Genomic DNA, 13,994 nt, shown 5'->3' on the forward strand with positions numbered 1-13,994 from the left:
TGACAACAGTTAATTGAAAAAGGAGGAGACACATGCGTAAGAAAAAAACGATGGATGGAAATACAGCTGCTGCTTATATTTCATACGCATTCACAGAGTTAGCTGCAATTTATCCAATCACTCCTAGCTCAACAATGGCCGAACTTGTAGACCAATGGGCTTCACAAGGAAAGAAAAATATATTTGGTCAACCCGTATCAATTACGGAAATGCAATCAGAGGCCGGTGCCGCGGGTGTCGTACATGGTGCGCTGAAAACCGGTGCCTTAACTACAACTTATACTGCCTCTCAGGGATTGCTCTTGATGATTCCCAACATGTATAAAATCGCCGGTGAATTATTACCAGGCGTTTTTCATGTTGCTAGTCGTGCCGTTACGACAAATGCGTTGAATATTTTTGGTGATCACGGAGATGTAATGGCAGCTCGTCAAACAGGCTTCGCGATGCTACAAGAAAGTAGTGTGCAAGAAGTAATGGATTTATCTGCTGTCGCACATTTGGCCGCAATAGAAGGTAGTCTGCCTTTCATGAATTTTTTTGATGGCTTCCGAACGAGTCATGAGATTCAAAAAGTCGAGGTGCTCGATTACGAAGAGTTGGCACCGTTGATTGATAAAGAAAAATTAAGAGCTTTCCGTAAACGTAGTATGAATCCTAATCATCCTAGCATCAGCGGAACCAATCAAAATCCAGATATACATTTTCAACAACGGGAAACAGTCAATCGCCATTATGATGAGTTACCAGCAATTGTCCAAAAATATATGTTTGAAATTAATAAATTACGTGGAACAAACTACGACTTAGTAACCTATTATGGTGCTGAAGATGCCGAAGAGGTTATTGTAGCTATGGGGTCTGTTGCGCAAACTATTGAACAGACGGTGGACTACTTAAATGCAAATGGACGTAAAGTTGGCTTTCTAAACATTCATCTATATCGTCCGTTCCCGACTGAAAATTTTTTGGAAAAACTACCGGATACTGTTAAATCAATTGCCGTATTGGATCGCTCAAAAGAGCCGGGGGCAGATGGTGAACCACTTTTATTAGACGTTCAAGGTGTAATGTATGAAGCGGACGTTCGTCCCAAAATCATTGGCGGTCGTTTTGGTTTAGGTTCTAAGGATGTGACTCCAGATCAAATTATTGCTGTTTACAATGAATTGACAAAGAATAAAAAAGAAGCAAAAAAACGTTTTACGATTGGTATCGTTGATGATGTAACAAATATGTCATTAGAAACAAAGGGCATTATTGACCTGACAAATCCTAAGACATTTCAAGCCAAATTCTGGGGATTTGGGTCAGATGGAACGGTCGGTGCGAACAAATCGGCTATTAAGATTATCGGGGATCACACAGATAAATACGCACAGGGATATTTCAGTTATGATTCAAAAAAATCGGGCGGGTTAACTGTTTCTCATTTACGATTTGGTGATACGCCGATCCGTTCAACTTATCTTGTTGAGAGCGCAGATTTTATCGCTTGTCATACACCAGCTTATATTCACACGTATGATCTATTAAAAGGTTTGAAGCCAGGCGGAGTCTTCCTAATGAATACAATGTGGAATGATGCTCAGATTGATCGATTACTGCCAGCTAAGATGAAACGTTATATTGCAGAAAATGATATTAAGTTCTATACCATCAATGCCGCAAAATTAGCGATGGATGTTGGATTAGGTTCACGAATCAATACAGTGATGCAAACAGCGTTTTTCCGCTTAACGGGGATCATCCCTTTTGAAGAAGTACTAGATATTTTAAAAGCGGAAGCAGATAAGAGCTATCGTCGAAAATCATTAGAGATTGTCGAAAAAAATATTGCTGCGATTGATCAAACCGTTGAACTTTTACATCAAGTTCAAGTACCGGAAACTTGGAGTAAAGTAGAAATTCCAGAAAAAATTCGAAAAACACCTGTCACTCAGTATGTAGAACAAATCGTTGAACCAATAAATTCACAACAAGGAAATGACTTGACGGTGAATGATTTAGTTGTAAATGGTATGACAGATGGAACCATTCCAACGGGGACAACAAAGTTTGAAAAACGCGGTGTTGCTTTAGAAGTTCCTCATTGGATTAGCGATCGTTGCACCATGTGTAATGAATGCTCATTTGTATGTCCTCACGCTGCAATTCGTCCATTCTTAGCGGATGAGGAAGAAATGGAAGAAGCGCCTGAAGGGTACATTGTAAGAGAGATGCGTGGTGCTGATGGACAAAAATACCGTATTCAGGTTTCCGTTGAAGATTGTACAGGCTGCGGCTTGTGTGTGGAGGCTTGTCCGGCGAAAGGTAAAGCCTTGGTCATGAAGCCTTACGAAGAGGAAAAAGAGCAAGCAATCAACTGGGCATTCTCAATGACTCTGAAACAAAAGGCAAATCCTGCAAAAACAAATTCTGTTTTAGGCTCTCAATTTAATCAACCATTGCTTGAATTCTCAGGTGCTTGTGCTGGCTGCGGAGAAACGCCTTATGTCAAATTAATGACACAAATGTTTGGTGATCGTATGATGATCGCTAATGCAACTGGATGTTCATCTATTTGGGGTGCTGCGGCTCCCGTTAGTCCATATACTACGAATGATAAAGGACAAGGACCTGCTTGGTCGAACTCATTGTTTGAAGATAATGCGGAATATGGTTATGGTATGTTTTTAGCGAACCAAACACGGCGTAAAGAACTGGCTGACAAAATCAATGACGTATTAGGCTATGTTTCAGATGACTTACGCGAGCTGATGGAAGACTGGATGGATCACATGTTTGAGTCAGAAGGTACGCAGCAAAGAGCTACAAAACTAACTGCGGCACTTGAATCGGCCGATTTATCTGATCCAAAGCTTGCTGATATTTATGATAATCGTGACTTATTTGTAAAAACTAGTCAGTGGATGTTTGGCGGCGATGGCTGGGCGTATGATATCGGCTTCGGCGGGATCGATCATATTTTAGCCAGCGGTGTTGACGTGAACATTTTGGTAATGGATAATGAAGTTTATTCTAATACAGGTGGTCAAACATCTAAAGCGACCCCAGCTTCTGCTATTGCGAAATTTTCTGCGGGTGGAAAATATCAGTCTAAAAAAGACTTAGGTATGATGGCGATGACGTATGGTAATGTTTATGTTGCTCAAATTGCTTCAGGAGCAAATCAAATGCAAACTATCAAAGCCTTAGAAGAAGCGGAGAAATTCCCTGGGCCTTCGCTTATAATTGCCTATACTCCATGTATTAATCACGGGTTACGTGGTGGAATGAGTAAAACGCTGCAAGAAGCGAAGGATGCGGTTAATTCTGGATACTGGTCGTTGTATCGTTATAATCCTCTGCAACGTGAAAAAGGCAAAAATCCGATGACATTGGACTATAAGAAACCAAATTTTGACGAAATGATCGGATTCATGAAACAACAAACACGTTTTTCTGCGTTGGAAAGAGTGCAGCCTGATGATGCGCAACGCCTGTACCAAAAGACAGTAAACGATGCACAAACTCGTTTTTATAATTACGCACGTTTAGCCGGACAAGAAGAAAAAATTCGTGCGAAATTAGCTGGAACTAAGTTGGAAAATATTGATGAAACAGTCAAGGTGAAGCAAAAACGTGAACGTAAAGTTGATCCAGAAGCAGAAGCTAGACGTGCTGCACGCCGAGCAGCACGAGCTGAGAAACGTAAAAAATAGTTATTTTCGAGAGTCTTAGCTTGCTAAGACTCTCTCTTAAATTTTATGCTAGAACTGTACCACTGTGGTATAATTGTAGAGAATTTTGGATAGAAAGAGAGGTTATTCATGCCTAATCGTTTAATTGAATTATTCAAACCAGATTATTGGCTTAGCTTTTTTTCTGAGAATCTTTCAACTTGGGATATTATCGTCAACCTTTTAGATATATTTGTCGTTTGGTTTCTGATTTATCGTTTGTTTGAGCTTGTTCGCGGAACAAAAGCGGTTCAATTGCTTAAAGGTGTTGCAATCTTTATTGGTATCCGGATTGTTGCTGAGTTGATCGGACTGCACACGTTATCGTGGCTGATGAACCAGATTATCACTTATGGTGTTATTGCGGCAATCATTATTTTTCAGCCGGAAGTTCGACGTGGTTTGGAGCATTTAGGACGTAGCGCCTTCTTTAAAACATCGAAAAAAGAAGAGCTGGATGATGAACGGATGATTTTGGCTTTTGATAAAGCCATTCAGTACATGTCAAAACGGAAAATCGGTGCTCTAGTGACAATTCAACGTTCAACGGGTCTAGATGAGTATATTGAAACCGGGATTGATTTGGATGCGGATATTACTGGCGAGTTATTGATCAATATTTTTATTCCTAATACACCCTTGCATGATGGTGCTGTTATCGTCAAAGATGGAAAAATCGCAGTTGCCTCTGCTTATCTGCCTCTTTCAGACAGTATGCTAATTCCAAAAGAATTTGGAACCAGACATCGAGCGGCAGTTGGTATTAGTGAAGTCAGCGATGCTTTGACTTTTATCGTTTCAGAAGAGACAGGTGGTGTCAGCATCACGTTAAGCAATGACTTCCTACACGATTTGTCACAAGAAGAGTACTTGGCTGTAATGCGGCGAGAATTACTACCAGATGAGAAAAACGTTGGGAGAAAAAGTCTCTTGCAAACCTTTTTGGAGGGTTTGACTAAAGGAGGCAAAAAATGAGAATTAAGTTAAAAAAAGACAACATACCTTATATGTTGATCTCCTTGCTCTTTAGTTTGATCTTGTTTTTTAACGTGAATAGTTCAAATTTCAGCAGATTGATTTCATCTGAAACGAGTTATGAAGAGTCCATACAAAATGTGCCAATTAATGTTGTTTATGATTCTGATGAATATTTTGTTCATGGATTTTCGTCGAATGTATCCGTCAAATTAAGTGGTGCAAACAGGATTCAATTGAACAAAGAAATTGATCCTGATACACGCGACTTCAGCGTAGTTGCTGATTTAACCAAGCTTGGATCAGGAACTCATGAAGTTAGATTGAAAACGAAAAACTTATCCAGTTCACTCTTTGCAACAATCGAACCTGAAAAGATTTCAGTTACGATTGAGAAAAAGGTTAAAAAGCAATTTGATGTATCTCCGATCTTAAGCAGTACGACCAGTAATAATGGGTTGAAGGTTGGTGAACTATCAACTCAACCAGAAAAGGTGGAAATCACAACTGGGGAAAACACGATGAAAGAAATCGATCGTGTTGTCGCTTCAGTAGATAGTAGTAAGCTTACTTCGGATCAGGAGAGTATCCAAGCTCCCGTTCAGGCTTTAAATGCCAGCGGTGAAGTATTGCCGATTCAATCAGATCCTCAAAATGTAACGGTCAATTTTGAAATTCAAACACCAAGTAAAGAAGTCTCGCTTTATCCGATTCAAGAAGGGGATTTACCCTCATCGGTTGAAAGTGTAAAAATTGATCTGAATCGAACAAAGGCAACAATTACTGGTGTGCAGTCAGTAATTGATCAAATAGACAGTATTGGTATCCCTGTTAACGTAAGTCAAATTCAAGGGACGGTAAAAAAATTCATTGATGTCCCAATATCTGGAGATTACCAAGTTATTCCGAAAACGGTAAGCGCACAAGTAACACCAGTATTTAAAAAATCACAGGATTCAGAAACAAGTAGTACAAATCATTCTAGTTCGTCGACAACAGGAGCCGCGGGGGATTCAAGTGATACAAGATCTTCCGAAACGAGCACTGAAACTCAAGCGACTAGCAGTCAAGAAGAGTCGACAAATCAATCAGCTAACTAGATGAAGAAGGGAAATATAATTTAATGGGTAAATATTTTGGAACAGATGGAGTACGCGGAATCGCGAACAAGGAGCTAACACCTGAATTAGCATTTAAACTAGGCCGTTGCGGCGGTTACGTTTTAAGTCAACATCATGAGAGCGAAGGGCGTCCACGTGTCTTAGTTGGTCGTGATACTCGTATCTCAGGTGAATTATTAGAGACAGCTTTGATTTCAGGGTTATTATCTGTTGGTATCGAAGTTTTCCAACTTGGTGTTATCTCAACGCCAGGAGTTGCCTACTTAACAAGATTACAAAAAGCCTCTGCAGGCGTTATGATCTCTGCGTCGCACAATCCTGCGGAAGATAACGGAATTAAATTTTTCGGCGGAGACGGCTTTAAATTAGTTGATGAACAAGAGGCTGAGATTGAAGCGTTGATTGATGCTGAAGAGGATACATTGCCTCGTCCGTCTGCTGAAGGTTTAGGGACACTAGACGAATTCCACGAGGGCTTGTTAAAATACTCTCAATTCTTAGTGCAGACAATTTCTGGAGATTTATCAGGTTTAACAGTTTGTGTAGATGCTGCCAATGGTGCAACTTCAACAAGTGTTAATCGTTTATTTGCTGATTTGGAAACTGATTTCTACACGATGGGAACTTCTCCAAATGGTCTCAACATTAATGCGGGTGTTGGTTCAACACATCCAGAAGCTTTAGCAAAAATGGTTGTTGAAAAGGGCGCAGATGCTGGTTTGGCTTTTGATGGCGATGGCGATCGAGTGATTGCGGTAGATGAACTTGGAAATATCGTGGATGGAGATCGTATTATGTTTATCTGCGCGAAGTATTTAGCCGAACGAAAACGATTGAAGAAAGATACAGTTGTAACAACCGTTATGAGTAATTTAGGCTTCCACAAGGCTATTGAGGACATTGGTTTGGAAGACGTAATTACACAGGTTGGAGACCGTTATGTAGTTGAAGAAATGCGTAAGAATGATTACAATCTTGGCGGAGAGCAATCTGGTCACGTATTGTTCTTAGACTACAATACAACAGGTGATGGTATGCTGACAGGTGTTCAACTATTGAACATCATGAAGCAAACTGGCAAAAAGCTCTCAGAACTTGCTGGTGAGGTAACTATCTATCCACAAAAATTAGTGAATATTCGTGTCAGCGATAAGTATGGTGCCATGGATGTACCAGCCATCAAACAAGCAATTGAAGAGGCAGAAGCAGAAATGAACGGAGACGGACGTATCTTAGTTCGTCCTTCAGGGACAGAACCTTTATTGCGAGTTATGGCAGAAGCGCCGACTGACGAGAAAGTCGACTACTATGTCGAAAAAATCGCGGCAGTGGTTCGTGAAGAAATCGGATTAGACTAAAGAAAAAAGCGCCCGAACTTAAGAAATCGGGCGCTTTTTATGTGTAAAAGAGGGTGTGACTGTTACTTTTGTCACACCCTCTTGTTTTTTTTTTATTCAACTGTTACAGACTTAGCTAAGTTACGAGGTTTATCAACATCGTATCCACGCAATAAAGTCGCATAATAGGCAATTAATTGTCCTGGAATTACAGAGACAAGCGGACGTAAAAATTGATGAACGATCGGTAAAATGATTTGGTCACCATCTTTACTTAATTCTTCAGATGAAATTACTAACGTATGAGCTCCGCGACTCTCCACTTCTCTTAGATTTCCACGTGTATGAGGAGCAGTTACAGCCTCAGTAATAATTCCGATAACTGGCGTACCATCTTCAACTAATGCTATCGTACCGTGCTTTAACTCACCAGCTGCAAAGCCTTCAGCCTGAATATAGGAAATTTCTTTTAGTTTTAGTGCGACCTCCATCGAAACATAGTAATCTTCAGAACGTCCGATATAGAATGCATTTCGAGTTGTTGCTAAATATTCAGCTGCAATTTCCTCGATCATCGCTTTTTCTGCAATCATCACATCCATTGCGTTCGCTGCAATTCCAAGTTCTTTTGTTAAATCAAATTCTTTTGCAGCAGTAATTTCTTTTGCCTCGCCTACAGCTTTTGCTAAAACGGTTAAAGCTGCGATTTGAGCAGTATAGGCCTTCGTCGAAGCAACAGCTATTTCTGGACCTGCATGCAGCAGCATTGTGTAGCTTGCTTCTCTAGATAGAGTTGATCCAGCAACATTGGTTACCGTTAAAGAAGGATAGCCCAAATCATTCGTTTTAACTAGCACTTGACGACTATCCGCAGTTTCACCACTTTGAGTCAGGTAAATAAAGAATGGTTTCTCTGAAAGCAAAGGCATATTGTAACCAAATTCACTTGATAAATGGATTTCAACTGGAATGTTGGCTAAGCCTTCAATAATTTGCTTACTAGCCCAACCAGCGTTATTACTTGTACCACAGGCAACAATATAAATACGATCACTGTTTAATAAAGTTTGCAGCAATTCATTTTCAATAACGACGGTTCCTGTTTCATCTGTGTACTCACTGATGATCCGACGCATTGTAGCAGGCTGCTCATCGATTTCTTTCAACATATAGTAAGGGTAGGTACCTTTTTCCATATCAGAAAGATCAATTTTTGCTTCATAAGGAGCACGTTGGATTTCATTTCCAAATTCGTCCTCAATTTCTACACGATTTTTTGTGACGATAACCATTTCGCCATCATTGATTTCAACAAATTGATTTGTTTGTTCCAGCATCGCCATTGCATCACTGCAAACAACATTGAAACCGTCGCCTAGACCGATCAATAACGGACTTTTATTTTTCCCAACATAAATTGTTTCACGATCGTTTTTGTCGATTAAACCGAAAGCATAAGATCCATGAATCTCTTTTAGAGCTTGGCGAAACGCTTCTTTGGTCGAAAGACCTTGTTCTGCGAAATATTCTACCAAATGAACAGCGATTTCAGTGTCCGTTTCACCATAAAAAACGTCTTCTGATAAATATTTTTGTTTTAACTCATCATAGTTCTCAATCACACCATTATGAACCAACACGAAACGTTTACTTTGTGAAGTATGCGGATGGGCATTTTCTTCACTTGGTTCGCCGTGAGTTGCCCAGCGTGTATGACCGATTCCGATTGTACCGTGCACGTCCTCACCGATTTTGTCTGCCAATTCTTTAATTCGACCTTGAGACTTCACTAAGTAATCATCATTTTGATCAGCTACAAAAATACCCGCAGAGTCATACCCACGATATTCCAGCTTCTCTAAACCATTCACTAAAATACTTGTTGCTTGTTCATTACCTACAATACCTACGATTCCACACATAATGTCTTCCTACTTTCCTGTCATTATATGTTTCCGAGCTGTCTGACCATTTTTTTGTTCTTTTATAAAGTTTTTGTAATGATCTGTAGAGCACAGCAACCCTGAAGCCACCCGCCGAATCCTTCGATTAGCTTCTTCCTCGTCACCCCTGTAAAGAGGTCTGGCGCTATCTTATTGGTACATTCAAGATTTTTTTGTTTTAATCTCGGAAACAATGAATAATATAATACAAACTCACTGTATAGTCAAACATTTTTTTATTTTAAAATAATTGGTATATATGAAATTCGTGAAAAATAATGAAGTGAAGCAAATAATCTTCTCCGTTTCATCTATAGGAAGAATAAGGTAAAATAGAGAAGTATTATTCATCGAGTAGTCTTAACAACAAATGTTTTGTTGTCTGTGATGACTATTAGATTGGAAAAACGATATTTTTGTGAGAGCTCTTTTCACAGAAAAGATACTAGGAGGAAAATAGAATGAATCAACCAGAAAGCCTAACAGTCGGTGAGTTACGCAAATATTTAGCGCAACTGGCTGATAATCCGGAAATTAATGATGAAACGAAGATTTTCTTAGATACCGGCTGGGACAGTATTCAAGAGATCAATCCAGATGCGTTAAGCATTGAGGAAGCTCAGGCTTTTAAAATTGAGGATCCTTTAACGCATGAATTTTTTGGCGGATATTCTTTATTGGAAAAAGCTGAAAAAATGAACGCTGAAGGACCAACAGAAAAAGTAATGATTATCCGTAATCTATACTAATTCAGTCGTTTCATTTTGAAAAAGGTTTTAAGGGTGTTGCGTTTCAATTTTTCATGAAATGTTTCACCAAAATGGTAGATAATAAAATAGTTAATTATTATCTAGACATTTTAGATGAATGATAGACGACATTCGAGTTGAACTAATTTTTATTGGAAAAATTATTACGTTACAATGGTCAAGGAGGAAGATACATGAATAAACGACGTTGGGTTGCAGTTGGTATTGCAGTAGCGCTACTGATATTCTCAGGGATTTCGACAACAATCAGTCGGGAAAATGACAGTAAAAAAGAGCTTAGTCAAGTTAATGAACTATTGTATGGGACTGGTGAACCTCAAGAAAAAGTAGAGGAAACTGGATCAGGTAGTAAAAAAATTGTCAAACTAGTTGTTGAAGGGACGATTATTGACGATGGCACTAGTGGATTGTTTTCAACTGGTGGTTATAATCACGAGTCTTTTATGAAGCAGTTGGCTACGATTAAAAAGGATTCTTCAGTGAAGGGTATTTTGTTAGAGATTAATTCACCTGGAGGTTCAGTTTACGAGACAGCCGAGATTACTCGAGCATTAAAGGAATTGCAAAATGAGAAGAAAATTCCAATCTATGCCTCAATGGAAAGCCAAGCTGCTAGTGGCGGGTACTATATTGCTGCAAATTCAGATCGAATATTTGCTACTGAAGATACTATGACTGGTTCTATTGGAGTGATTATGTCCAGTATGAATTATTCAGGGCTAATGGAGAAGCTGGGAATTAGTGACGCCACGATTAAGAGTGGGGCTTTAAAGGATATCGGTTCTGGATCAAGACCGCAAACAAAAGAGGACAAAGAGGTATTGCAAACTTTTGTGGATAGTATGTATGGCCGATTTGTCAAAGTTGTCGCTGATGGGCGTAATATGAATGAAGCGGATGTTCGAAAATTAGCTGATGGAAGAATTTACGACGGAGCACAAGCTCTTGAAAATGGACTAGTGGATGCTATCGGTTACCCAGATCAAGCATTGAAAGCCTTACGCAAAGATAACGGGTTGAACGACGCGAAGGTTGTTTCTTATACAAGCGGATCAACAAATTTTTTGGATACATGGTTTGGCAATAGTCTAGCAGAACTACAGGGAATCAAACCATCTCAAGAAGAATTAGTTAAAAACATCGTTGAAAGCGTTGGTACTCCGCAAGCTCCGAAGGCAATGTACCTCTATGGAGGTGAGTAAGAATGGTTGAAGAAACAAACCAGAGACCTGCTGTCGGGCCAGTAACGAGATTACTTGAACAGAAAAAAGAACATAAGCCAAAATTCCATTATTATCCAGATTATTTTTATGCGGGTTTTTGGATTCGTTTTTTTGCATACCTAATAGATTTAATGTGTGTGTCGGCTATTACGGGCATCTTATTAGGATTACCTGCAAATTTAATTGGACTAACAAAGAATGATGAATTATTTAGCATTTACGGTTTACTAGCACTTGCTATTTATATAGCGTATTTTGTGTTGTTAACGAAATTAAACAACGGACAAACGATTGGGAAGATGATTTTTGGTATTCAAGTTGTTTGCTTTAAAGAGGAAGAGTTGAGTTGGCAAACTGTTTTAGTCCGTGAGGGGGCTTGTCGTTTTATTCTGCGAGGCTCATTTTTTATGTTAGGCTATCTTGTAACAATTTTTACCCCAAACAAACAACATATTGGTGATTACTTTTCAGATACTAGTGTTGTTACATTAAATTTACTTGCAGCTAGAGAGGATTTTACACAGGAATGAACCCAATAGAATTTCCTAATAATGATCATTACTATTTAACACTTGCTGAAGAAGCCTTTTCAGCAGGAAACTATTTACAAGCATTAGAAAATTACAAACTTGCCTATCGCGAGAATCCTTCGTCTAAACTTAACCACTTAATTGCCAGCCTTGCTTTGGAACAAGGGAATTTTGCAGAGGCTTTAGAGTTTTCCGAGGAGGAATCAGATAGTTATCTTGAAACGCCAGAGACAATAGATATTTATTTGCAAATTCAATTGTATTCTCAAAATTTTTTTGCAGCTCGTGAATTTTTATGGCGGGCAACAAAACTAAAGAGGCTAACAGAGGAACAGAGAAATCTTTGGTTGGTTCGTATTGAGGATCAAGAACTTTTTTATCAAAAACAGCAACAGGCTGTCATGAAACAGCTTGAATCAGAGATTGGTCAGTTGCCGTCATTGTCGCCAATGGAACAACTGATCTCAGTTAGAAAGATCAAACAATTGCCCGAGGAACGTCTGCAAGTGTTAGTTGAAAAGTTCATGCTTGAACCAAAAATAGCGCCCTTAGTACGTAGTTATTTATTTGAAAGTTTAACGCGAATAGGTGTTTCTGATAAAGTTCGTTATTTAACAGTTCTAGATGAAGTAGTAGAGTTATCACCAAAGACTGCTGGGTTAGATGAAACCCTCCAAAATGAAATCTCAATTCTTCTGGAGGAGCGCTTAGGCGATGAGGATCCAATACTTTTGTCGAATATATTGGAGCAAGTTAATTTGGAAATGGCCTTTTTATATCCATTGCAAGGCTCATTTATGAAACCCCAAGCTTGGGTTAATAGCTATTTATCTGAGTATTGTCCAGAATACTGGGAAAGCTCTGAGTTGCTTGATGATAGTATTGAAACAATGCGTAAAAAGATAAAACAACTGATGTTCGATTATCATTAAAAAATGCCTAGAGTAAAAGCTTTATATTTACATTTCACAATCAGTAGTGTAATATTTAATGGTATGCAAAATGCAAGTATATTAGTATTCGGAGGGAACAAATTTGACTGCAAATTTTGAAAAAACAGGCACCAATGATGGTGTGTTAACTTTCTCAATTGAACAAACCGAGATTCAAAAAGGATTAACAAATGCATTCAACAAAGTGAAAAAAAATCTTAACGTACCTGGCTTCCGTAAGGGAAAAGTATCTCGCCAAGTATTTAATCGTATGTACGGTGAAGAAGCGTTATACGAAGATGCATTGAACGACGTTTTACCAGCAGCTTATGAAGCAGCTGTAAAAGAAGCCGGTATTGATCCAGTTTCTCAACCAAAAATCGATGTTGATAGCATGGAAAAAGGTGAAGCTTGGGTAATCAAAGCTGAAGTTACTGTAAAACCTGAAGTGAAATTAGGCGACTACAAAGAACTTGAAGTGCCAAAACAAGATGTTGAAGTTTCAGAAGCTGATGTAGATGCACGTTTGAAATCAGAGCAAGAAGCACAAGCTGAATTAGTTATCAAAGAAGATGAAGCTGCTGAAAATGGTGACACAACTGTTATCGATTTCGAAGGTTTCGTTGGAGATGAAGCATTTGAAGGCGGCAAAGGTGAAAACTACTCTCTAGAATTGGGTTCAGGTTCATTTATTCCTGGCTTTGAAGAACAATTAGTTGGACACAAAGCAGGCGAGAGTTTGGATGTAACAGTTACTTTCCCTGAAGATTATCAAGCAGAGGATCTTGCTGGTAAAGAAGCAGTCTTCAAAGTAACGATTCACGAAGTAAAAGCAAAGGAATTACCTGAATTAGACGACGATTTTGCTAAAGATGTTGATGAAGAAGTGAATTCTTTAGATGAACTAAAAGCAAAATACCGTGATGAATTAACAAAACAAAAAGAAGAAGCTGCGAAAGAAGCGAAAGACGAAGCGGCTATTAAACAAGCCGTTGAAAATGCTGAAATCGTTGACCTTCCTCACGTGATGGTTCATGATGAAGTACATCGTTCAATGGACGAATTCCTAAACAACATGCAACGCCAAGGAATCTCTCCAGAAATGTATTATCAATTAACAGGCTCAACTGAAGAAGACCTTCATACACAATTTGAAGGCGAAGCAGAAGGCCGAGTTAAAACAAACTTGGTAATGGAAGCTATCGTTGAATCAGAAAAAATTGAAGCTTCTGAAGAAGATATTGCTAAAGAGATCAAAGATTTAGCAGAAATGTATCAAATGCCAGAAGAACAAATCAAGCGTGTTTTAACAGAAGATATGTTAGAACATGATATTAAGATGAAAAAAGCAGTTGAGTTAGTGACTGGAACAGCTGTTGAAAAATAATTCCTTAACAACATTGATTTTTGTTTAATGGTGTACTATTTTATCTAAATATTA

10 protein-coding genes are annotated in these 13,994 nt (G+C 38.8%); 9 read left to right on the forward strand and 1 reads right to left on the reverse strand.

Features of this window, described 5'->3' with window-relative positions; translation table 11 throughout:
• Positions 1–32: 32 nt before the first annotated feature.
• The 4 genes from nifJ to glmM all read left to right on the forward strand — a co-directional run bounded on the left by nifJ (position 33) and on the right by glmM (position 7,176).
• Positions 33–3,704, forward strand: a complete 3,672-nt coding sequence (nifJ, locus tag KQI58_RS09160; protein ID WP_216408476.1) for a pyruvate:ferredoxin (flavodoxin) oxidoreductase — start codon at positions 33–35, stop codon at positions 3,702–3,704.
• A 108-nt stretch (positions 3,705–3,812) separates the two neighbouring features.
• Complete coding sequence (gene cdaA / locus KQI58_RS09165; RefSeq protein WP_216408478.1) at positions 3,813–4,697, forward strand: diadenylate cyclase CdaA; 885 nt, start codon at positions 3,813–3,815, stop codon at positions 4,695–4,697.
• Positions 4,694–5,797: a CdaR family protein gene (locus KQI58_RS09170; RefSeq protein WP_216408481.1), complete on the forward strand. Its 1,104-nt coding sequence runs from the start codon at positions 4,694–4,696 to the stop codon at positions 5,795–5,797. Before cdaA ends, KQI58_RS09170 begins: the two co-directional genes overlap by 4 nt.
• Positions 5,798–5,820: 23 nt before the next feature.
• A complete protein-coding gene (gene glmM / locus KQI58_RS09175) occupies positions 5,821–7,176 on the forward strand; it encodes a phosphoglucosamine mutase (protein ID WP_216408483.1) in 1,356 nt (451 codons plus the stop codon).
• Between the two features lie 92 nt (positions 7,177–7,268).
• Here glmM and glmS read toward each other — a convergent pair whose 3' ends face one another.
• On the reverse strand, positions 7,269–9,077 hold the full coding sequence (glmS, locus tag KQI58_RS09180) for a glutamine--fructose-6-phosphate transaminase (isomerizing) (RefSeq protein ID WP_216408485.1): 1,809 nt from the start codon (positions 9,075–9,077) through the stop codon (positions 7,269–7,271).
• A 482-nt stretch (positions 9,078–9,559) separates the two neighbouring features.
• On the opposite strand from glmS, the gene KQI58_RS09185 reads away from it, so the two are divergent.
• The 5 genes from KQI58_RS09185 to tig all read left to right on the forward strand — a co-directional run bounded on the left by KQI58_RS09185 (position 9,560) and on the right by tig (position 13,940).
• Positions 9,560–9,847 (forward strand): hypothetical protein, encoded by a 288-nt coding sequence (locus tag KQI58_RS09185; RefSeq protein ID WP_216408487.1) that lies wholly within the window; start codon positions 9,560–9,562, stop codon positions 9,845–9,847.
• A 194-nt stretch (positions 9,848–10,041) separates the two neighbouring features.
• Entirely contained in the window at positions 10,042–11,070 is a 1,029-nt protein-coding gene (gene sppA / locus KQI58_RS09190) for a signal peptide peptidase SppA (RefSeq protein ID WP_216408489.1), read from the forward strand.
• Positions 11,071–11,072: 2 nt separating this feature from the next.
• A complete protein-coding gene (locus KQI58_RS09195) occupies positions 11,073–11,621 on the forward strand; it encodes an RDD family protein (protein ID WP_216408491.1) in 549 nt (182 codons plus the stop codon).
• Positions 11,618–12,553 carry a tetratricopeptide repeat protein gene (locus KQI58_RS09200; protein ID WP_216408493.1) on the forward strand — a complete coding sequence of 312 codons (936 nt, stop codon included), beginning with the start codon at positions 11,618–11,620 and terminating at the stop codon, positions 12,551–12,553. Before KQI58_RS09195 ends, KQI58_RS09200 begins: the two co-directional genes overlap by 4 nt.
• 103 nt (positions 12,554–12,656) lie before the next feature.
• Positions 12,657–13,940 carry a trigger factor gene (gene tig, locus KQI58_RS09205; protein WP_216408495.1) on the forward strand — a complete coding sequence of 428 codons (1,284 nt, stop codon included), beginning with the start codon at positions 12,657–12,659 and terminating at the stop codon, positions 13,938–13,940.
• Positions 13,941–13,994 lie beyond the last annotated feature (54 nt).

Origin of the sequence: Enterococcus raffinosus (assembly GCF_018917525.1) — a bacterium.
Taxonomy (GTDB): domain Bacteria; phylum Bacillota; class Bacilli; order Lactobacillales; family Enterococcaceae; genus Enterococcus_A; species Enterococcus_A raffinosus_A.

Excerpts from the sequence above, each read along its gene's own strand:
- nifJ (WP_216408476.1), top strand. The coding sequence starts at position 33 with ATGCGTAAGAAAAAAACGATGGATGGAAATACAGCTGCTGCTTATATT.
- cdaA (WP_216408478.1), top strand. The coding sequence starts at position 3,813 with ATGCCTAATCGTTTAATTGAATTATTCAAACCAGATTATTGGCTTAGC.
- KQI58_RS09170 (WP_216408481.1), top strand. The coding sequence starts at position 4,694 with ATGAGAATTAAGTTAAAAAAAGACAACATACCTTATATGTTGATCTCC.
- glmM (WP_216408483.1), top strand. The coding sequence starts at position 5,821 with ATGGGTAAATATTTTGGAACAGATGGAGTACGCGGAATCGCGAACAAG.
- glmS (WP_216408485.1), bottom strand. The coding sequence starts at position 9,077 with ATGTGTGGAATCGTAGGTATTGTAGGTAATGAACAAGCAACAAGTATT.
- KQI58_RS09185 (WP_216408487.1), top strand. The coding sequence starts at position 9,560 with ATGAATCAACCAGAAAGCCTAACAGTCGGTGAGTTACGCAAATATTTA.
- sppA (WP_216408489.1), top strand. The coding sequence starts at position 10,042 with ATGAATAAACGACGTTGGGTTGCAGTTGGTATTGCAGTAGCGCTACTG.
- KQI58_RS09195 (WP_216408491.1), top strand. The coding sequence starts at position 11,073 with ATGGTTGAAGAAACAAACCAGAGACCTGCTGTCGGGCCAGTAACGAGA.
- KQI58_RS09200 (WP_216408493.1), top strand. The coding sequence starts at position 11,618 with ATGAACCCAATAGAATTTCCTAATAATGATCATTACTATTTAACACTT.